Below are 17,097 nucleotides of genomic sequence, written 5' to 3'. Positions count from 1 at the left end.
TGTTCGCGCCGTGACTGCCGACGGAAGTCGCTTCTCACCCGCCCGGTACAGTCGGGATCATCGACGCACGTCCGAAGGGTCACCACGCGATGTCTCCCACCAAGTCGCGCGGTCGGGCCCGGTGGTCGCTCGGCGCGTTCGCCGCCTTGGCGCTGGCGTGCGCCGTGGCCTTGGCGACGGCGGGCACTTCCCACAGCGACCTCGAGATCTATCGTTTCGGCGTCGACGCGCTGTGGAGCGGCGGCGATCTCTACGGCGCGTTGCCGCTTTCCGAAGCCGGCATCCCCCTGCTGTTCATCTATCCGCCGTTCGCCGCGTTGGTGCTCACCCCGCTGGCGCTGGTGCCGTGGACGGGCGCGGTGCTCCTGCTTTTCGCGCTCAGCCTGGCCGCGCTGGGCATCACCTTCTACGCGATCGCCCGCACGCTGTGGCCGTCCGGGGACCGGCGGAAGGCACTGCTCGTCGCGTCGCTGGCGATCACCCCGGCGCTCTTCCTCGAACCGGTCCGCCAGACGCTCGGGTTCGGGCAGATCAACCTGTTGCTCATGGGCCTCGTCGCGGCCGACTGCCTGCTGGCGCGGGGCCGCTACCGGGGCATCGGAGTCGGTCTCGCCGCGGCCATCAAGCTGACACCGATGGCGTTCCTGCTGTTCTTCCTGGTACGCAAGGACTTCCGCGGGGCACTGACGGCGTTGGGCACGTTCGTGGCCGCCTCGGCCGTCGCGTTCGCGGTCGCGCCGGAGGCCTCCTCGCGCTACTGGTTCGGCGGCCTCGCCGGGGCGTCCGGGATCAGCGGAACTTCCTTTCACACCAACCAGACCCTGCAGGCCGTGCTGGCCCGGTTCGGCGTCGAGTCCGCCGCGAAGCCGCTCTGGATCGTCCTCACCGGCGTGCTGCTGGTGCTGGTGACGGTGACCATGTACCGCTCGGCGCCGGTACAGGCACTGCTGCTGAACGCGACGTTCGCCCTACTCATCTCGCCGACATCGTGGTCGCATCACTGGGTGTGGATCGCCCCGGCGCTGTTCACCACCGCCGCCTGCGCGGTACTCAAGCGTCAGGATCGCCGCAGGGCGGCGGCCTGGCTCGCCGTCACCGGCGTCGTCGCCACGATCTTCGTCGCGGCTCCGTTCCGGTACTTCCCGGCCTTCGACCGCCCGGGCCAGACCTGGACGACCACCCAGCAGTGGCTGGGGAACTGCTACATCCTGGCCGGTTTGGTCTTCCTCGCCGTCGCAGGTGCCCGCTCCCTGCGGAAACGCGTTTAGCCCGCTAAACGCGATCTCTCCGTCTTGACACCGCGATCCTCCATGCCTCTATAGTACTAGGTAACTAGATAAATGGAGTTACCATGATCGAGTTCCACCTCGAGGATCACTCCGGCCTGTCGCCGTACTTGCAGCTCGTCCGCCAGGTGCGACAGGCGCTGCGGCTGGGCCTGCTCGACGAAGGCGACCAGCTGCCGACGGTCAAGGAAGTGGTCGCCCGGCTGGCGATCAACCCCAACACCGTGCTCAAGGCGTATCGCGAGCTCGAACACGAAGGCCTCGTCGCCGCGAGGCCGGGCGTCGGCACCTTCGTGACGGCGACGCTCACCGACGGATCACTCGCCGCGCACGGTCCCCTGCGGATGGAGCTGCAGCGGTGGCTGGGCAAGGCCCGCAAGGCCGGGCTCGACGACGAGAGCATCGAGGCGCTGTTCATGACGACCTTTCGGACCGTCGCCGAGGAGGAAATAGCATGACCGCCGTCCTGCGGACCGAGGGTCTCGGCAAGAGATACGGCAAGAACTGGGCGCTCTCCGAATGCACGCTGGACATCCCGGCCGGGCACGTGGTCGGGCTGGTCGGCCCCAACGGAGCGGGCAAGACCACCCTGCTGAACATGGCCGCCGGCCAGCTGCCGCCGACCACCGGCCGGATCACCGTGCTGGGCGGGCGTCCCGGCGCCAGCCCGGCCCAGCTCGCCAAGGTCGGCTTCGTCGCACAGGACACCCCGACCTACGCCGGTCTCACCGTCGAAGACCATCTGCGACTCGGCGCGCGGCTCAACCCCGGCTGGGACGACGCGCTGGCCAGGGACCGCGTCGCCCGCCTCGGTCTCGATCCCGCGCGCAAGGCCGGAAAACTCTCCGGCGGCCAGCGTGCCCAGCTCGCCCTCACCCTCGGCGTGGCGAAACGGCCGGAACTGCTCATCCTCGACGAACCCGTCGCCGCGCTCGATCCCTTGGCGCGCCGCGAATTCCTGCAGGGGCTGCTCGAAGCCACCGTCGAGCAGGAGCTGAACGTGGTGCTGTCGTCCCATCTGGTCTCGGATCTGGAACGCGCCTGCGACTTCCTGATCGTGCTCATCGATTCCCGCGTGCAGGTGTCCGGCGAGGTCGAGACCCTGCTTGCCACCCACCACCGCCTGACCGGCCCGCGCCGCGACGCCGCCAGGCTCCCGTCGAGCCAGCACGTGGTCTCGGAAAGCCATACGGACGTCCAAAGCACCTTCGTCGTCCGCACCGGGGAACCGATCCACGATCCGGTCTGGACGGTGAGCAAGCTGAGCCTCGAAGACCTCGTCCTGGCCTATCTGACCAAAACCACCACGAACCACCGGCGGATCCTGGAGGTCCGGAGATGATCTGGCTGACCTGGCGTCAATTCCGGCTCCCGGCGGCGGCCGTGTTCGGAGCGCTGGCGGTGCTCGCGCTCGTCCTGGCCGTCACCGGGCCGGCCATCTCCGGCGAGTACGCCACCGGGATCGCGACCTGCGCGGGCGACACCTCCGCCTGCGACGACTTCGTCGAGCGATTCCTCAACGACCACCAGAACACCTTTCTGGCCGTCACCGCGCTCGTGCTCCTGCTGCCCGCGCTCATCGGCCTTTTCTGGGGCGCGCCGTTGTTCACCCGCGAACTCGAGACCGGGACACACCGGCTGATCTGGAACCAGAGCGTCACCAGGACGCGGTGGCTGGCGGTGAAACTCGGGATCACCGGCGCGGCCGCGATGCTCGCCGGTGGCGTGAGCAGCCTGGCGGTGACCTGGTGGGCGCGCACCTTCGAACAGGCCGCCGTGAAGGATTTCCCGCGGCTTTCGGCGATGGTGTTCGACGCGCGCGGTGTCGTCCCCATCGCGTACTCGGCGTTCGCCTTCGCACTCGGTGTCACCATCGGCATGCTGGTGCGCCGCAGCCTGCCCGCGATGGCCGTCACGCTGGCCGCGTTCGCGGTGATCCAGGTCGCCGTGCCGATCGTCGTCCGGCCCCATCTGCTGCCCTCGATCGACGCGACCGTCGAACTCTCTCCGTCCACTGTGGATGGAATCGGCCGGAACCCGAACACCGGGGTGCTGCGTTTCGAAGCGAAGGCACCGGATCCGGGCGGCTGGCTGCTGGCAGGCGAAACCGTCGACCCTTCAGGAAAACCCGTCGAAAACGTCACCATGCCGACCTCCAGTGGCCCGTGTTCGCCGTCCGCGCCGCCCGGCGGCCGGGGCACCGGAGCCGATCCGATGGACCTGTGCCTGGCCGAAATCAACCGGCTCGGCTATCGACAGCATCTGATCTACCACCCGCCGACGCGATTCTGGCCGTTCCAATGGATCGAGAGCGCGATATATCTGGCGCTCGCCCTCGGTCTCGCGGGATTCTGTTTCTGGTGGATCCGCCGCCGTCTCGCCTGAAAGGGTTCTCGATGCTCGACCTGACCGGTACCACCACCCTCGTCACCGGGGCCAGCGGCGGGATCGGCCGCGGCATCGCCTTGCGCTTCGCCGAGGCGGGCAGTGCCGTCGCCGTGCACTACCACCGTGACGAGGCCTCGGCGCTAGCCGTCGTCGAGCGGATCCAGGAGGCAGGCGGCACCGCGGAGACGTTCGCCGCCGACCTCACCGACGACGGCGAATGCCGACGGCTCGTGGCCGCCGCCGCGGGCTGGACCGGACGGTTGGACACCCTGGTCAACAACGCCGGCGTGCAGCCGATCGAACCTCTGCCCGAGATGTCGGCGGAGAGCTGGCGCGCCATCCTCGACGCGAACCTCACCAGCGCGTTCTCATGCACCCAGGCCGCGGCCGAAGTGATGAACGGCGGCAGTGTCATCCACATCGCCTCGATCGAAGCGGCCCAGCCCGCACCGGGACACGCGCACTACAGCAGCGCGAAGGCCGCCCTGGTCATGCACGCCCGCGCCGCCGCGCTCGAATACGGGTCGCGAGGACTGCGCGTCAACGCCGTCTCCCCCGGCCTGATCGACCGGCCCGGCCTCGGCGACGCTTGGCCGGAGGGCGTCCGCCGGTGGCGCCAGGCCGCGCCCTTGGGCAGGCTCGGCACCCCCGGCGACGTCGCGAACGCCTGCCTGTTCCTCGCCTCGCCGCTCGCGGCGTGGATCACCGGGCACAACCTCACCGTGGACGGAGGCGTCTCCGCGCACCCCACCTGGTGATCGCGGCCGATTACCGAGGCGATGCGGCCGGCAGGCATGATGTACTGGTGGGACATCTTCCTGTCGACGTGCGTGCTTCGCTTCGGTTCTTCGCCTTCTACTTGGCCAACGGCACCATCGACGTTGACTTGCTTGACGGTTTCGACTACCGACCGGCTCTCTTCCAGTTCGGTTCGTCCTTGGAGCAGGTCTTCGCGATCTATGGCAATGTGCTGGAAGTCGACGAAGAGGGCAAGGTGCTGAACGACGGGGACGCGCAGTACCGTGCCGCCCAATGGATTCGCCGCTTGTGCGATCCGACTTACGAGGTCGAGCCGCCATTCCAGCCCTGGGAGACCGAACTCCACGGCCCGTGAATGAGCGGACACCACTCAAGAAGAGTTGACGACGGACCACCGTTTTATTGGGCGCGATATAGTCTGAATATGCTATAGCACGGGTGTTCGATTCGGCGTAGCGTTGATCTTGTGTCCAGCGACGATGCCTCTCCGAAGACGTCCACCGAGTGGTGGCGCGTCGACACGGCGACGCTGCACGCCCGCAAACAAGAACTCGAAGTGTTGAAACGTCAGTTGGATGCCGAGCAGAACGCGATCCTCGCGGAAATCAATTCCCGCGGGATACGCGGCTGTTCGGGTCATTCGACGTTGGCGGGGCTGATCTACGAGGATTTCCTGGTGTCGGAGAAGGAAGCCGACGCCCGTGCCGATCGGGTGCTCGCCCTGCACCCCAGCCCGACGATCGGTGGCGACCCCGAGCCACCCTTGGCGCCGTTGACGGCTGAGGCGGCGGCGGAGGGTGCGATCGGCGGGTCGCAGATCGACGCCATCATCAAGACCCTCGCCCGGATTCCCTCCACCGTGCCTGAGGAAGACGTCCGGAACGGGGAGAAGATCCTGGTCGAGCTGGCCCGGTGTGCCGGGCCACGGCAGATCGCCAGCGCCGGACGCCGCCTGCTCGACAAACTCGACCCCGACGGCAAAGAACCCCGCAACGAGGACCCGAAGGAGACCCGGCCGGAGCTACGGTTCGTCAAGCACCGCGACGGCACCTTGGGCCTCAAAGCACGGCTAGATCTGGAAACCTACGCCCGGTTGAAGTCGGACCTGGATCCGATGGCCAAGCCGCACAAGGCCGTCGACGGGGTGCGGGACTCCCGGACTCAGGACGAACGCTACGGGGATGCCTTCACCGACTACGTGCGGTTGAAGACCACCAGCCGGAATCTTCCCGGCCAAGCCGGCGAAGCCACCCACATCCTCATCACCATGTCCTACGACGAGCTGATCCGCGATATTGGTGAAGCCCATCTGGATCTGGTGGGGCCGATCAGCGCCACCGACGCGAGAATCCTCGCCTGTGACTCCCGCGTCCGGCCCGGGGTTCTCGGGACGGCGGGCGAACCGCTGGACATCGGCCGCTCCAAACGCACCGTCTCCCTGGCCCAGAAATACGCGCTCACCATTCGTGACGGCGGCTGCGCTTTCCCCGGCTGCGACATGCCCGTACCCCGCTGCACCGCCCACCACATCGTGTTCTGGCGACACCACGGCGAAACCAAAATCGACAACCTCGTCCTACTCTGCACCAAACACCACCGGCTGATCCACCGCAATGAATGGAAAGTCCAGATCGCCCAAGACGGACTCCCCGAATTCACCCCACCCACCTACCTCGACCCCACCAGCACACCACGACGCAACACCATGCACCTCAGGACATAGGCCGATCCCGACAAGCTTCCGGAACCGAGTCGCCAGGCGACGTCGCCAGGCGACGTCGGGCCTCCATCGAGCCGTGCCGAAAAGTCACCGGCTCCGGATCTCGGCCCCGCGCTTCAGGTTCGTCACCAGCGCCGTCGACTTGCCGGTGACGGCGGCCGCGAGCGGTCGTTCGAGTCCCGGGAGCCGGGCCACGCGAAGGAACACCCGGCGAGCCAGGAGGAGGAATCGGTTGGCGGGCAGGAACCATCGCGCGCCCCGGCGGGCGACCTGCTGTTTCTCGGTCACCACCGGGCGGACCAGGCGCTCGTACTCCGAGAGCGCGGTCTCGATCGAGGGCGCCCGGGTGAGCTGTTCGGCCAGTACGAACGCGCCCGCGATACCCAGTGAAGCGCCCTGACCGGCGAGAAGGGAGACGGCATAACAAGAATCGCCGACGAGCACGACCCGCCCGCGGCTCCAGGAAGGCATCTCGATCTGCGCGACCTGGTCGTAGTACACCTCGCCGGAAGGCGGGCACAGGTCGAGTGCCTTCGGCACCGCCCAGCCGAGCGAACCGTAGGTCGCGCGCAGCGCCGCTCGCGCGTCGGCCGGCAGGGCCGGATCCGTCGTGCGGTGCACGGCGAACGCCGCGAGCTTGCCGTCACGGAGACCGTAGAAACCCATCTGCATCCCGACGGTGTCGGTCAGGCAGAACCGCTCCCCCACCCGCGCGCGAATCTCCTCGTCCTCGAAAACGAAGGCCGCCGTATGAAACCCGAGATGACGCAAGAACCGGCTCTCTTCACCGAAGACCAGCCGCCGCACGGTCGAATGGATCCCGTCGGCCCCGACGAGCAGATCGGCATCGAGCGTCTCGCCGTCCGCCAGGGCGATCCGAACCCGGTCGCCGAGGTCCTCGACGCCGGTGACCCCGGCGCCGAACCGGACGTCCACTGTGGACGGAAGGCCGGTACGCAGGACCCGCTCCAGATCCGGTCGCATGATGCTGCAGAGCCGCCCCCGCACCGATTTGGCGAACTGGACGTAGTCGATCGCCGCGCGGCGGTGGCCACGCTCGTCCAGCAAACTCGCCTCGTCCACCCGATACGCCGCGTCTTCGACCTGAGGCAGCAGACCCATCTCCTCGACGGCGTCGAAGCCGGGACCGAAGAAGTCGATCATGTAGCCCTGTTCCCGCGGGCCCGCGGCCCGTTCCAGCACCACGACCTCGACGTCCAGCGTCGCGAGCCGGTGCGCCAGCGCCAGACCGGTGATCCCGGCACCGCAGATCGCCACCTTCATGGGGTCCCTCCCTTTCGTTCAGCCGACCAGCCTGCGCAGGACGGCCGGAGAGACGATCCGGCCGGACTCCGGTCCGAGCGCCCGATGCAACAGAAGTCCGTCCACCGCGGCGAGGAGCACCGCCGCCGTGTCCTCGGCGTCGGCCACTCCCCGCTGCGCCAGCCACCCGCCGAACCTGGCGCGCAGGTCGGCGAGCAGCTCACGGATGCCTTGGCGCAAGGTGTCATCGCGGGTCGCGGCGAGGTAGGCCTCGGCGAACAGCAACGACATCGGGTCGGTGCCGGAGTATTCGCCGACCGACGCCAGCAGCGCGTCCACCGCGTCCGCGGGTGTCTCGACGGCCTCCAGCGCCGGTTCGAAAGCGACCGCGACTTCGCGCATCGCGCCGAGCACGGCCTCGGTCATCAAGGCCTGCAGCGACGGGAAGTGGTAGTGCACGACGCTCGGCGTGACACCCGCGCGCTCGGCCAAGATCCGGGTACTGACCGCGGACCACCCGAGTTCGGGCACGAGTGCGACAGCCGCTTCGAGCAACCGCTGCCGAACGAGCCTGCCGCGGGCCGCGGCCGGGGATCCTGCCACCGTCATCTCCTAGGGCGTTCGTCCTGTACGACTGCCCTGATCGTATGCTCGGATCCGGCCGCGACGCAAACTCACGCCGTCTTCAGCCGCGCCACCACCCGTTCCGCGGTCGCGGCACTGGACTGCGGGTTCTGGCCGGTGACAAGGTTTCCGTCGACGACGACCTCGCTCGACCAGGCGGCCGCCGGGGTGACGATCGCGCCCTGCTGCCGAAGCCGCGTCTCGACGAAGAAGGGGGTCTTCTCGCCCAGCCCGCCTTGACGTTCCTCCTCGTCACTGAACGACGTCATCGAGCGGCCGGCGAAGGTGAACGAGCCGTCCTCGCGGCGCGCACTGAGCAAGGCGGCGAGTCCGTGGCAGAGCGCGGCGATGGTCTTGCCCCGCGCGTCGGCCTCGTTCAGCAGGGCGCCGAGGTCGGCGTCGTCCACCAGGTCGGTCATCGGGCCGTGTCCGCCGGGCAGGTAGAAGGCGTCGTAGGCGTCGGCCGAGGCGTCGGAGAGCTTGAGCGGTGCCGACAGGTCGAGCCCGTTGAGGTACTCGGCGAACTTCGCGCCTTCCGCGGGGTCGACACCGCCGCGTTCGTCGAGGCTGATCGGGTCGACGGTCGGCCGGAGCCCGGACGGCGTCGCGATGTCCACCCGGTGGCCCGCCGCGGCGAGCACCCGATGCGACTCGGCGACCTCTTCGGCCCAGAACCCGGTCGGGTGGTCGACGCCGTCCGTGAGCCGCACGTGGTCCGCGGCCGAGACGATCATGAGGATCCGCGACATGACTGTTCCTTTCGTTGTCCGGGGCGTTGTGCCCCACTGCCCGCTTCAACGGGGACTTCGCGGCCGATACTCCGTGCCGGCGGCTACTATCCATAAGATTTCTTATGGAAGGCGGCTTGTATGCCTAGCTTGGACCGGCTAGCGACCTTTCTGTCGATCTACCGCCTCGGCTCGCTCTCCGCGGCCGCCACGGAGCTCGGCCTGACCCAGCCCGCGGTCACCGGGCAGCTGCTCAAGCTCGAAGAGGAACTCGGCGAGCAGCTCTTCGTCCGGTCACGGCAGGGTGCGGCGCCGACCGCTCGCGCGGCCGAACTCGCCGCCAGGATCGGCACCAGGATCGACGAGCTGCGGGGCGCCCTGACGGCGGGCGACGACGAGGTCCAGTACCGCGAACAAGTGGCACTGGGCGGCGCGAGCGACGGCATGGCGACACGGTTCCTGCCCGCGCTCGCCCCGCTGACCGAACGCGGGCTGCGGCTCACCGTCACCCTCGGGCTCGCCGACGAACTCCTGTCCGCCCTCGAAGCCGCGCGTCTGGACCTCGTCATCTCGTCGGTCCGGCCGCGGCAGCGCGGCGTCACCGCGGTTCCGCTGATCGACGAGGAATTCGTGCTCGTCGCCGCCCCCGCGCTCGCCCGGAGCGTCGATCCCGCGCTGCTCGCCACCGATCCGGTGGCGGCACTGGCCCATCTGCCGCTGATCGCCTACGCCGGCGATCTGCCGATCATCCGCCGCTACTGGCGCAGTGAATTCGGGCGGCGGCCACCGAACCGCGTCGCGATGGTCGTGCCCGATCTCCGCGCGATCCTCTCCGTGGTCGTCGCGGGTGCCGGGGCGAGCGTGCTGCCGCGCTACATCGCCGCGGCCGCGCTCGAAGCGGGCTCGGTCTCGATCGTGCACACCCCGGAAGTGCCGCCGCTGAACACCATCTATCTCGCGCACCGATCGGGCACGGCGCGGCCGGTCGTGACCCTCATCCGCGACAGGCTGCTGGAACGCGCTCGCGCCTGGGGCTCACTCTGAACTCCCGGGCGCGGCAAAAATGACCTCTTTCCCCGTCGAGACCCTCGCGAGGCTTGCTCTTCCGAACCCGTTTCCTGGAGGACACATGGTCTCGAAACCCCGCCTCGCCCTCGGAATGCTCGTCTTGACCGCCTTGGCGGGCGGGCTGCTCGCATTGCTCATCTCGCTCGACGTCGGCGCGTTCTGGGCCAAGACGCTGCCGCTTGTCTTCCTGGCGGGCGGTGCGGCGTTCGCGCAATCCCTCGGCCTGTTCAACAAGGCACCGAAGGACTAGCGGCGAGCGTCAAACGCGCTGTGGCGCGAAAGTTCGCCGGTAGTCCTGCGGGGAAACGCCGATGACCTTGTGGAAATGGTGACGCAGCAAGGCTCCTGAGCCGAAGCCGCAGCGGCGCGCGACCTCGTCGATGCTCATCGTCGTCCCCTCCAGCAGGGACCTCGCGTGCAGAACCCGTTGCGTCGAAAGCCATCGGTGCGGTGTGGTGCCCGTCTCCGCGACGAACTTGCGGGCGAAGGTGCGCTCGGACATCCGGGCCCGGCGGGCCAGCTCGGCGACGGGATGTTCGTGGTCGATGGTGTCGAGCATCCAGGTCAGCACCGGCTGGAGGCTGTCCCCGGTGCACTCCGGGATCGGCACCTCGACGAACTGGCGTTGCCCGCCTTCCCGTTGCGGCGGCACCACCATGCGCCGGGCGATCGCGGTGGCCGCGGCGGAGCCGAGTTCGCGCCGGACCAGATGCAGGCACGCGTCGATGCCGGCGGCCGTTCCGGCGCTGGTGATGATGTCGCCGTCGTCGACGAAGAGGACATCCGGATCCAGCTGCGCCTGGGGGAACCGCTTCCGGAATCTCGCGCTGTGCCGCCAGTGGTTGGTGCACCGCCGCCCGTCGAGCAGACCCGCGGCGCCCAGCACGAACGCGCCGGTGCAGACCGAAAGCAGCGTGGCTCCCCGCGCCGAAACCGCACGGAGCGCCTCAAGCACCGCGGGCGGGTACTCGTCGCGCACGTCGCAGGCGGGGACGACCACGAGGTCCGCGTCTTCGGTCGCTTCGAGACCGTGTTCCGGGGTGACCTTGACGCCGTGCCCGAGGCTCAGCGGCTCTCCGGCCCGCTCCCCGCACACGCGGAAGTCGAGTAGTGGCACTCCGTCATCGGTGCGGTCGTAGCCGAACACCTCGCAGACGACGCCGAACTCGAAGGCGGCGAAGTCGTCCAGCAGCACCACGGCGACGCTCTTCAGCATGCCCGGAGCATAGCTGGCAGGATTTTGTCGCACAACGACAGAACTGCCACTTCTGGCAGGATGTCGAGCAGCGCAAACTTACTGCCATGACCGCAATCATCGTCACCCTCGCCCTGATCGCCCTCGTCACCTACCTGCTGGAGCGCAATCACACGCGGCAAGGCCGCCCGGACGCCGCGGGTGGCGATCCGCTCGGCCGCCCCTTCTGGAGCGGAGGCGCCACGGTCTGAAATCCCTCAAAGCCGAGGGGTGCGGGGAAATCCTCGCCAAGTAACCCCAGTTCAGCAGGGCTCTCCACGAGAAATTCGCCCGATCTCCTGACCGCCGGTGTCACGAGCGACACGTTCCCCGCCGAGAATCGTCGGCGCGGCTCGCATCCACCGAGGTCAGGCCCACAATCACCGGTTTAAACCTCTGCGCCCGCATTTTCTGCCGGTTACCAGTTTTCTGGTTAGGGTGCAGTGGTGCAAACGGGTTAACTCGGGCGGAAGGAGATCGCGCCGTCATCGGCGCGTGTCTGAACATGAGTTCGCAGGACGGTAAACAAGCGGAAGAAGAGGTCGTCGCGGAGACCGCGACAGACCTCGCCCACGCACCGGACACGACAGGTCCGGGGCACCCGCCCGATGAGCACGTCCCGCTCGACCTCGCCGCCGAACGCCCCGCCGAGACCGACCGGACCGTTTTCGGTGTGGCGGCGGTGCTCGCGCTCGCGATCATCGTCTGGGGTGTCCTGTCCCCGGAGAGCCTCGCGAGTGTCGCGTCGACCCTCCTCAACGACGCCGTGATCCCTTACGGCGGCTGGGCTTTCGTGTTGACCGCGAGCGGATTCGTGCTCTTCGCGGTCTGTCTGGCCATAAGCCGCTACGGCCGGATCCCGCTGGGCGGGGACAAGGAACTGCCGGAATTCCGGACGTCGTCGTGGATCGCGATGATGTTCAGTGCCGGCATGGGCATCGGCCTGATGTTCTTCGGTGTGTACGAACCGGTCTCCCACCTCGCGAGCCCGCCCCCGGGCACCGCGGCACCGAATTCCGACGAAGCCGTCCACACCGCGATGGCGACGACGCTGTTCCACTGGACCGTGCACCCGTGGGCGATCTACGCCGTCGTCGGCCTCGCGATCGCCTACAGCACCTTCCGGAAGGGCCGCACCCAGCTGATCAGTTCGGTGTTCGCGCCGCTGATCGGCAAGCGGCGCACCGAAGGCCCGCTGGGCAAGGCGATCGACATCATGGCGATCTTCGCGACCCTGTTCGGTTCCGCCGCTTCGCTCGGCCTCGGCGCGCTCCAGGTCGGTGGCGGTATGGGTGCCGTCGGCTGGATCGACGATCCCGGCAAGGGGCTGCTGGTCGCGATCATCGCGATCCTCACCATCGCGTTCATCGCTTCGGCGGTATCCGGGGTGGCCAAGGGAATCCAGTGGCTGTCCAACATCAACATGGTGCTCGCCGCGGTGCTCGCGGTGTTCGTGCTGGTGGTCGGGCCGACCGTGCTGATCCTCAACATCGTGCCCGGCGCGATCGGCGACTATTTCCGCGAGCTGGCGGAAATGTCCGGCCGTACCGGGATGACCGGTGGCGACGAGATGCAGACGTGGCTCGGCGGCTGGACGGTCTTCTACTGGGCGTGGTGGATCTCGTGGACGCCCTTCGTCGGCATGTTCATCGCGCGGATCTCGCGCGGCCGCACCATCCGGCAGTTCATCTTCGGTGTCATCGCGATCCCGAGCATCGTGAGCCTGATCTGGTTCGCGATCTTCGGTGGCGCGGCGATCAGCAGGCAGCGGGCAGGCACGGATATCGCGGGCGCGGGCAGTGCCCAGTCGGCGACGTTCGAACTGCTCGAAACCCTGCCGTGGTTCGTCCCGATCGCGATCCTGGTGATGATCCTGGTGTCCATCTTCTTCGTCTCCGGCGCGGACGCGGCGTCGGTGGTGATGGGAACCCTGTCCCAGCGCGGGAGCGTGCACCCGAAGAAGGGTGTCGTCATTTTCTGGGGCGTGCTGATGGGCGCCGTCGCGGCGGTGATGCTGCTGGTCGGCGGGAACAAGGCGCTGACCGGGTTGCAGAATCTCACCATCCTGATCGCGGTGCCGTTCGTGTTCGTGATGGTCGGGTTGTGCGTGTCGGTCTGGAAGGATCTGCGCAACGACCCGCTGATGAAGCAGGAAGACGCGATGATGTTGTCGCTGAAGGAACTGCACGAGGAACGCACGAACGGCCACGGCCGCCGTCGCATCCTCGGACGGTCGAAACAGCGCACCTGATCCCGTAAGTACATGAAGGCCCCCATCCTGCACTTAGGCGCAAGGATGGGGGCCTTCATGTACTTCAGGCGCGCCCGATGGCGACGAAAGCGCACAACGCGAGATAACCCAGGTCCAGCAACGCGATCAGGGGCTCGCGGCGACGCAGCCGCACGACCAGCGCGCCCGCCATGACCAGCGCCAACCCCAGTGCCGCGAGCGGCACCAGCCCCGGGGCGATGTCGAGCAGCGCGGGAACCACGAGGCCGACCGCGCCCAGGATCTCGACCACCCCGATGAACTTCACCGTGCCGGGGCTGAAATCCAGCACCCATCCCGCACCCGAAGCCACCCCGGCGATCGTTTCCCTTCGCAGGAACAGTTTCCCGACGCCGGACACGAGATACATCACGGCCAGCAGGCCGGCGACGATCCACAGCGCGGTCTCCATCAGTGCGCCGCGAACTGGCCGGGCGTGTAGTCCCCGGCGGGCTGCCGGGTGATGACGTTCAGCCGGTTGAAGGCGTTGATGAGCGCGATCTGGGTCACCAGCGCCACGAGCTGCTCGTCGTCGTAGTGCTTGGCGGCGGCCGCCCACGCCTCGTCGGTGACACCGCTGCCGTCGGCGAGACGGCAGCCCTGCTCGGTGAGTTCCAGCGCGGCGCGTTCGGCCTCGGTGAAAACCGTCGCCTCACGCCAGCACGCGACCAGGTTCAGCCGGGTCGTGGTCTCCCCCGCGTGCGCCGCGTCCTTGGTGTGCATGTCGAGGCAGCCCGAGCAGCCGTTGATCTGGCTGGCCCGGATATTCACCAGTTCCCTTGTCACCAAAGGAAGTTCGCTGCCGTCGAGGACTTTCGCGGCCGAGACGAGGTGCTTCACCAGCTTCGGCGCGAGAGCGGTCTTGAGGAATTCGAGCCTTGCCTGCATGGGATTTCTCCTTCTCGTCGGTCTTCACTTACTTCGACGAGGAGGACTCCCGAGAGGTAACACCCATGGCCGCGAGGCGACGTGGATCACTGACGGAGTCGATTTCGACGATACGGCCGTCGACGATGGTGCAGGTCATCACGCCCAGCAGCTTGCCCGTCCGGCTCCACGACACGATCCCCGGTTTGCCGTTGACCAGTGCGGGCCGGGTGGTGCCGGCGGCGCGCGCTCCGCGCTGGACCCGCGTGGCCACCTCGGCCGCGCCGAGCCGCACGACCTCGCCGTGACGGCTCCGCGAGCGCCAGGTGACGTCGGGGTCGAGCATCTCCAGCAGTCCCTCGAAGTCCCCTTCGCGCGCGGCCGCGAGGAACGCGTCGACGACGGCGCGTTGCCGCGGCTCGTCGGCCGGACGCTGGCCCCGCACCTTCCGGCGGGCCCGGCTGGCGAGCATCTTGGCCGCGTCCGCGGACTTTCCGAGGATCTCGCCGATCTCGGCGAACGAGACCGCGAACAGGTCGTGCAGTACGAACGCCAGCCGCTCGGCCGGGCCGAGGGTGTCGAGCACCACGACCAGCGCCACCCCGACCGATTCGGCGAGCAGCGCGTCTTCTTCCGGCGAGTCTTCGAGCACCAGCAGCTCGGGCGGCTCGTCGTAGGAGTCCTCGGGACGGGTCTTGCGGGAGCGCAGGACGTCGATGCAGACGCGGCCGACGACGGTGGTCAGCCAGCCGGACAGGTTGTCGATCGTGTCGGCGTCCTGGCGGGCGAGCCGCAGCCAGGCCTCCTGGACCGCGTCCTCGGCGTCCGTGCGGGACCCGAGCATCCGCTGGGCCACGGCCACCAAACGCCCGCGCTGCTCCTCGAACGCGCTGGCCAGCGCCTCACCGGTCATGTCGATACCTTTCTCGCGCCGAACCCGTCATGGACATGACGAGCGCGACGCGAGAAAGGTAACCGACTTCGGTCAGACGTCCCGGATCGGCGTCTTCACCGTCTTCTTCATGCCGGGGTTCTTCGTCTCCGGCTTCTCCTGGGGTTCGGGCTCGGCGGTCGAGCCGCCGATGCCGGACTCGATCGCCGCCGTGACGATCAGGTTCCGCTCGTCCGACGAGAGGACCTCGCGGTCGAGGAGTTCCTGCGTCACGGCCCGCACGTAGGTCACGAACTGGTCGTTCGACGAGTAGTCCGACTCGTCGTCGATCACGTCGTTGATCGTGCAGCCGTTCCCGGTGTCCCGGTTCTCGACCTGGCTGTCCGCCGTGCCGAGGATCACGGTGTCCCGGAGGTCGGAGTCCGGGCAGGCGTCCGGCCCCGGTGGCGCGGCGACGATGGTGAACGCGCCGCCCTGTTCCGCCGAGACGTTGCCCGCCTTGTCCGACGCGCGGTAGGTCAGCGTGTGCGTGCCGAGCGCGGTCACCTTCACCGGCGCGGTGTAGACCGTCCAGGCCCCGCCGTCCAGTTTGTACTCGATCTTGTCCACGCCGGACCCGGTGTCCGTCGCGGTCAGGTTGATGGTCGCGTCCTCGATGTACGACCAGTTTCCGTCCAGATCACCGCTCACCACCGCGGAGACGACCGGTGCGGTGCTGTCGTCGCCTTCGACGATGGTGAACGTCGACGTGCCTTCCGCCGAGACGTTGCCCGCCTTGTCGGTGGCGCGGTACTTCACCGTGTGCGCGCCGACGACGGTCAGCGCGAGCGGCGCCGAGTACGTGAGCCACGGGCCGCCGTCCAGGTTGTACTCGACCTTGCCGACCCCCGAGCCGGCGTCGGTGGCCGTGAGCGTCACGGTCGCCTTGCCGACGTAGTTCCCGGCGGTGTCCTTGGTCCCGGTCACCTCGGCGGTCACGGTCGGCGCGGTGGTGTCACTGCTGACGATCGTGAAATGCGCCATGCCCTCCGGCGAGACGTTGCCCGCCTTGTCCGATGCACGGTAGGACACCATGTGCATCCCGGGCGCGGTGACCGCGACCGGAGCCGTGTACGCGGTCCACGCGCCTTCGTCCACTTTGTACTCGACCTTGTCGACGCCCGAGCCAGCGTCGGCGGCGGTGAGCTTCACGGTGGCGGTGTCGAGGTAGTTCCCCGAACCGTCCTTGGTCCCCGTCACCTCGGCCGTCACGGTCGGCGGTGTCGTGTCGCCGGGCTGCCCGGTGACGACGGTGAACGACGACATCCCTTCCGGTGAGACGTTGCCCGCCTTGTCGGAAGCGCGATAGTGGACCATGTGCGAACCGGCGGCGGAAACCGCCACGGGTGCGGTGTACGCGGTCCAGGCGCCGCCGTCGAGCTGGTACTCGACCTTGTCCACTCCGGACTGGCTGTCCGACGCGGTCAGGTTCACCGTCGCGGAACCGACGTAGTTCCCGGCGGTGTCCTTGGTGCCGGTCACGTTCGCGGTCACGGTCGGCGGGGTGGTGTCGGCGCCGCCGCCGTCGGTGACGACGAACTCGCCCATCATCTTGGTGTGGCCCTGGATCGTGCAGTAGTACCGGTACTTGCCCGGGGTCAGCGTCACCGTGGCCTGGTGCACGCCGTTCTTGTCGTCGTAGGGGTTGGCGAGGATGTTGAGGTTGACGTCGTGGTTGTAGCCCGGTGTCGAGGTGTCGAACGTCAGCGTGTGCGACATCGTCGAGCCGAGCTCTTCGGTGTTCTTGAAGACGATCGTGGTCTCACCGGCCACCGCGGTGGACGGCGCGCTGAGGTAGTGGTCGGTGCTGTCGCCCGCGGTCCATTCCAGGGTCTGGACGGGCGCGGCGGAGGCGGGAGCGGACGAGCCCGGTAACACCAGGCCTGCCAGCGCGAGTGCCGCGGCCACCAGGGCCACGACGAGGGTTCTTGGGGACATCGCAGGGAAACCTTCCGTACAA

19 protein-coding genes are annotated in these 17,097 nt (G+C 68.2%); 11 read left to right on the top strand and 8 right to left on the bottom strand.

Annotation, left to right across the window (positions count from 1 at the left end):
- The first annotated feature begins 89 nt into the window (after positions 1-89).
- From ACIBTM_RS22255 to ACIBTM_RS22225, 7 genes are all read left to right on the top strand, one after another.
- Complete coding sequence (locus ACIBTM_RS22255; RefSeq protein WP_395878981.1) at positions 90-1,268, top strand: glycosyltransferase 87 family protein; 1,179 nt, start codon at positions 90-92, stop codon at positions 1,266-1,268.
- A gap of 83 nt (positions 1,269-1,351) precedes the next feature.
- Positions 1,352-1,744 carry a GntR family transcriptional regulator gene (locus ACIBTM_RS22250; RefSeq protein ID WP_395878980.1) on the top strand — a complete coding sequence of 131 codons (393 nt, stop codon included), beginning with the start codon at positions 1,352-1,354 and terminating at the stop codon, positions 1,742-1,744.
- A complete protein-coding gene (locus tag ACIBTM_RS22245; protein WP_395878979.1) occupies positions 1,741-2,628 on the top strand; it encodes an ABC transporter ATP-binding protein in 888 nt (295 codons plus the stop codon). The genes ACIBTM_RS22250 and ACIBTM_RS22245 overlap by 4 nt, the downstream gene beginning before the upstream one ends.
- Positions 2,625-3,671, top strand: coding sequence for an ABC transporter permease (locus ACIBTM_RS22240; protein ID WP_395878978.1), 1,047 nt, complete (start codon positions 2,625-2,627; stop codon positions 3,669-3,671). The genes ACIBTM_RS22245 and ACIBTM_RS22240 overlap by 4 nt, the downstream gene beginning before the upstream one ends.
- Positions 3,672-3,682: 11 nt before the next feature.
- The gene (locus ACIBTM_RS22235; RefSeq protein WP_395878977.1) at positions 3,683-4,432 is read left to right on the top strand and encodes an SDR family NAD(P)-dependent oxidoreductase; all 750 of its coding nucleotides are present in this window, start codon (positions 3,683-3,685) and stop codon (positions 4,430-4,432) included.
- A complete protein-coding gene (locus ACIBTM_RS22230; protein ID WP_395878976.1) occupies positions 4,429-4,788 on the top strand; it encodes a hypothetical protein in 360 nt (119 codons plus the stop codon). Before ACIBTM_RS22235 ends, ACIBTM_RS22230 begins: the two co-directional genes overlap by 4 nt.
- A 111-nt stretch (positions 4,789-4,899) precedes the next feature.
- A complete protein-coding gene (locus ACIBTM_RS22225; protein ID WP_395878975.1) occupies positions 4,900-6,156 on the top strand; it encodes a DUF222 domain-containing protein in 1,257 nt (418 codons plus the stop codon).
- Between the two features lie 84 nt (positions 6,157-6,240).
- On the opposite strand, the gene ACIBTM_RS22220 is transcribed toward ACIBTM_RS22225, so the two are convergent.
- The 3 genes from ACIBTM_RS22220 to ACIBTM_RS22210 all read right to left on the bottom strand — a co-directional run bounded on the left by ACIBTM_RS22220 (position 6,241) and on the right by ACIBTM_RS22210 (position 8,789).
- Positions 6,241-7,437 (bottom strand): FAD-dependent monooxygenase, encoded by a 1,197-nt coding sequence (locus tag ACIBTM_RS22220; protein ID WP_395878974.1) that lies wholly within the window; start codon positions 7,435-7,437, stop codon positions 6,241-6,243.
- A gap of 18 nt (positions 7,438-7,455) precedes the next feature.
- Positions 7,456-8,025: a TetR/AcrR family transcriptional regulator gene (locus ACIBTM_RS22215; RefSeq protein WP_395878973.1), complete on the bottom strand. Its 570-nt coding sequence runs from the start codon at positions 8,023-8,025 to the stop codon at positions 7,456-7,458.
- A 65-nt stretch (positions 8,026-8,090) separates the two neighbouring features.
- A complete protein-coding gene (locus ACIBTM_RS22210) occupies positions 8,091-8,789 on the bottom strand; it encodes a type 1 glutamine amidotransferase domain-containing protein (protein ID WP_395878972.1) in 699 nt (232 codons plus the stop codon).
- A 120-nt stretch (positions 8,790-8,909) separates the two neighbouring features.
- Here ACIBTM_RS22210 and ACIBTM_RS22205 point away from each other — a divergent pair, with 120 nt between their 5' ends.
- Positions 8,910-9,812, top strand: coding sequence for a LysR family transcriptional regulator (locus ACIBTM_RS22205; protein WP_395878971.1), 903 nt, complete (start codon positions 8,910-8,912; stop codon positions 9,810-9,812).
- A gap of 85 nt (positions 9,813-9,897) precedes the next feature.
- The gene (locus ACIBTM_RS22200) at positions 9,898-10,086 is read left to right on the top strand and encodes a hypothetical protein (RefSeq protein ID WP_395878970.1); all 189 of its coding nucleotides are present in this window, start codon (positions 9,898-9,900) and stop codon (positions 10,084-10,086) included.
- A gap of 9 nt (positions 10,087-10,095) precedes the next feature.
- Here ACIBTM_RS22200 and ACIBTM_RS22195 read toward each other — a convergent pair whose 3' ends face one another.
- Positions 10,096-11,052 carry a GlxA family transcriptional regulator gene (locus ACIBTM_RS22195; RefSeq protein ID WP_395878969.1) on the bottom strand — a complete coding sequence of 319 codons (957 nt, stop codon included), beginning with the start codon at positions 11,050-11,052 and terminating at the stop codon, positions 10,096-10,098.
- A gap of 86 nt (positions 11,053-11,138) precedes the next feature.
- Here ACIBTM_RS22195 and ACIBTM_RS22190 point away from each other — a divergent pair, with 86 nt between their 5' ends.
- Together ACIBTM_RS22190 and ACIBTM_RS22185 are read left to right on the top strand one after the other, a co-directional pair.
- Positions 11,139-11,282 carry a hypothetical protein gene (locus tag ACIBTM_RS22190; protein WP_395878968.1) on the top strand — a complete coding sequence of 48 codons (144 nt, stop codon included), beginning with the start codon at positions 11,139-11,141 and terminating at the stop codon, positions 11,280-11,282.
- 293 nt (positions 11,283-11,575) lie between these two features.
- Complete coding sequence (locus ACIBTM_RS22185; protein WP_395878967.1) at positions 11,576-13,321, top strand: BCCT family transporter; 1,746 nt, start codon at positions 11,576-11,578, stop codon at positions 13,319-13,321.
- Positions 13,322-13,385: 64 nt separating this feature from the next.
- Here ACIBTM_RS22185 and ACIBTM_RS22180 read toward each other — a convergent pair whose 3' ends face one another.
- The 4 genes from ACIBTM_RS22180 to ACIBTM_RS22165 all read right to left on the bottom strand — a co-directional run bounded on the left by ACIBTM_RS22180 (position 13,386) and on the right by ACIBTM_RS22165 (position 17,075).
- A complete protein-coding gene (locus ACIBTM_RS22180; protein WP_395878966.1) occupies positions 13,386-13,751 on the bottom strand; it encodes a DoxX family protein in 366 nt (121 codons plus the stop codon).
- Positions 13,751-14,227 (bottom strand): carboxymuconolactone decarboxylase family protein, encoded by a 477-nt coding sequence (locus ACIBTM_RS22175; RefSeq protein WP_395878965.1) that lies wholly within the window; start codon positions 14,225-14,227, stop codon positions 13,751-13,753. The genes ACIBTM_RS22180 and ACIBTM_RS22175 overlap by 1 nt, the downstream gene beginning before the upstream one ends.
- Before the next feature lie 28 nt (positions 14,228-14,255).
- A complete protein-coding gene (locus tag ACIBTM_RS22170; RefSeq protein ID WP_395878964.1) occupies positions 14,256-15,119 on the bottom strand; it encodes a sigma-70 family RNA polymerase sigma factor in 864 nt (287 codons plus the stop codon).
- A gap of 72 nt (positions 15,120-15,191) precedes the next feature.
- Complete coding sequence (locus tag ACIBTM_RS22165; RefSeq protein ID WP_395878963.1) at positions 15,192-17,075, bottom strand: OmpL47-type beta-barrel domain-containing protein; 1,884 nt, start codon at positions 17,073-17,075, stop codon at positions 15,192-15,194.
- Positions 17,076-17,097 lie beyond the last annotated feature (22 nt).

It is taken from the genome of Amycolatopsis sp. NPDC049868, assembly GCF_044461365.1.
In the GTDB taxonomy this organism is placed as follows: Bacteria; Actinomycetota; Actinomycetes; order Mycobacteriales; family Pseudonocardiaceae; genus Amycolatopsis.
This window is presented reverse-complemented; position numbering and strand designations above follow the sequence as displayed.

Bases quoted from the DNA above. Each gene is read 5' to 3' on its own strand.
- ACIBTM_RS22255 (WP_395878981.1), top strand. From the start codon at position 90: ATGTCTCCCACCAAGTCGCGCGGTCGGGCCCGGTGGTCGCTCGGCGCG.
- ACIBTM_RS22250 (WP_395878980.1), top strand. From the start codon at position 1,352: ATGATCGAGTTCCACCTCGAGGATCACTCCGGCCTGTCGCCGTACTTG.
- ACIBTM_RS22245 (WP_395878979.1), top strand. From the start codon at position 1,741: ATGACCGCCGTCCTGCGGACCGAGGGTCTCGGCAAGAGATACGGCAAG.
- ACIBTM_RS22240 (WP_395878978.1), top strand. From the start codon at position 2,625: ATGATCTGGCTGACCTGGCGTCAATTCCGGCTCCCGGCGGCGGCCGTG.
- ACIBTM_RS22235 (WP_395878977.1), top strand. From the start codon at position 3,683: ATGCTCGACCTGACCGGTACCACCACCCTCGTCACCGGGGCCAGCGGC.
- ACIBTM_RS22220 (WP_395878974.1), bottom strand. From the start codon at position 7,437: ATGAAGGTGGCGATCTGCGGTGCCGGGATCACCGGTCTGGCGCTGGCG.
- ACIBTM_RS22215 (WP_395878973.1), bottom strand. From the start codon at position 8,025: ATGACGGTGGCAGGATCCCCGGCCGCGGCCCGCGGCAGGCTCGTTCGG.
- ACIBTM_RS22210 (WP_395878972.1), bottom strand. From the start codon at position 8,789: ATGTCGCGGATCCTCATGATCGTCTCGGCCGCGGACCACGTGCGGCTC.
- ACIBTM_RS22205 (WP_395878971.1), top strand. From the start codon at position 8,910: ATGCCTAGCTTGGACCGGCTAGCGACCTTTCTGTCGATCTACCGCCTC.
- ACIBTM_RS22200 (WP_395878970.1), top strand. From the start codon at position 9,898: ATGGTCTCGAAACCCCGCCTCGCCCTCGGAATGCTCGTCTTGACCGCC.
- ACIBTM_RS22195 (WP_395878969.1), bottom strand. From the start codon at position 11,052: ATGCTGAAGAGCGTCGCCGTGGTGCTGCTGGACGACTTCGCCGCCTTC.
- ACIBTM_RS22190 (WP_395878968.1), top strand. From the start codon at position 11,139: ATGACCGCAATCATCGTCACCCTCGCCCTGATCGCCCTCGTCACCTAC.
- ACIBTM_RS22185 (WP_395878967.1), top strand. From the start codon at position 11,576: ATGAGTTCGCAGGACGGTAAACAAGCGGAAGAAGAGGTCGTCGCGGAG.
- ACIBTM_RS22180 (WP_395878966.1), bottom strand. From the start codon at position 13,751: ATGGAGACCGCGCTGTGGATCGTCGCCGGCCTGCTGGCCGTGATGTAT.
- ACIBTM_RS22175 (WP_395878965.1), bottom strand. From the start codon at position 14,227: ATGCAGGCAAGGCTCGAATTCCTCAAGACCGCTCTCGCGCCGAAGCTG.
- ACIBTM_RS22170 (WP_395878964.1), bottom strand. From the start codon at position 15,119: ATGACCGGTGAGGCGCTGGCCAGCGCGTTCGAGGAGCAGCGCGGGCGT.
- ACIBTM_RS22165 (WP_395878963.1), bottom strand. From the start codon at position 17,075: ATGTCCCCAAGAACCCTCGTCGTGGCCCTGGTGGCCGCGGCACTCGCG.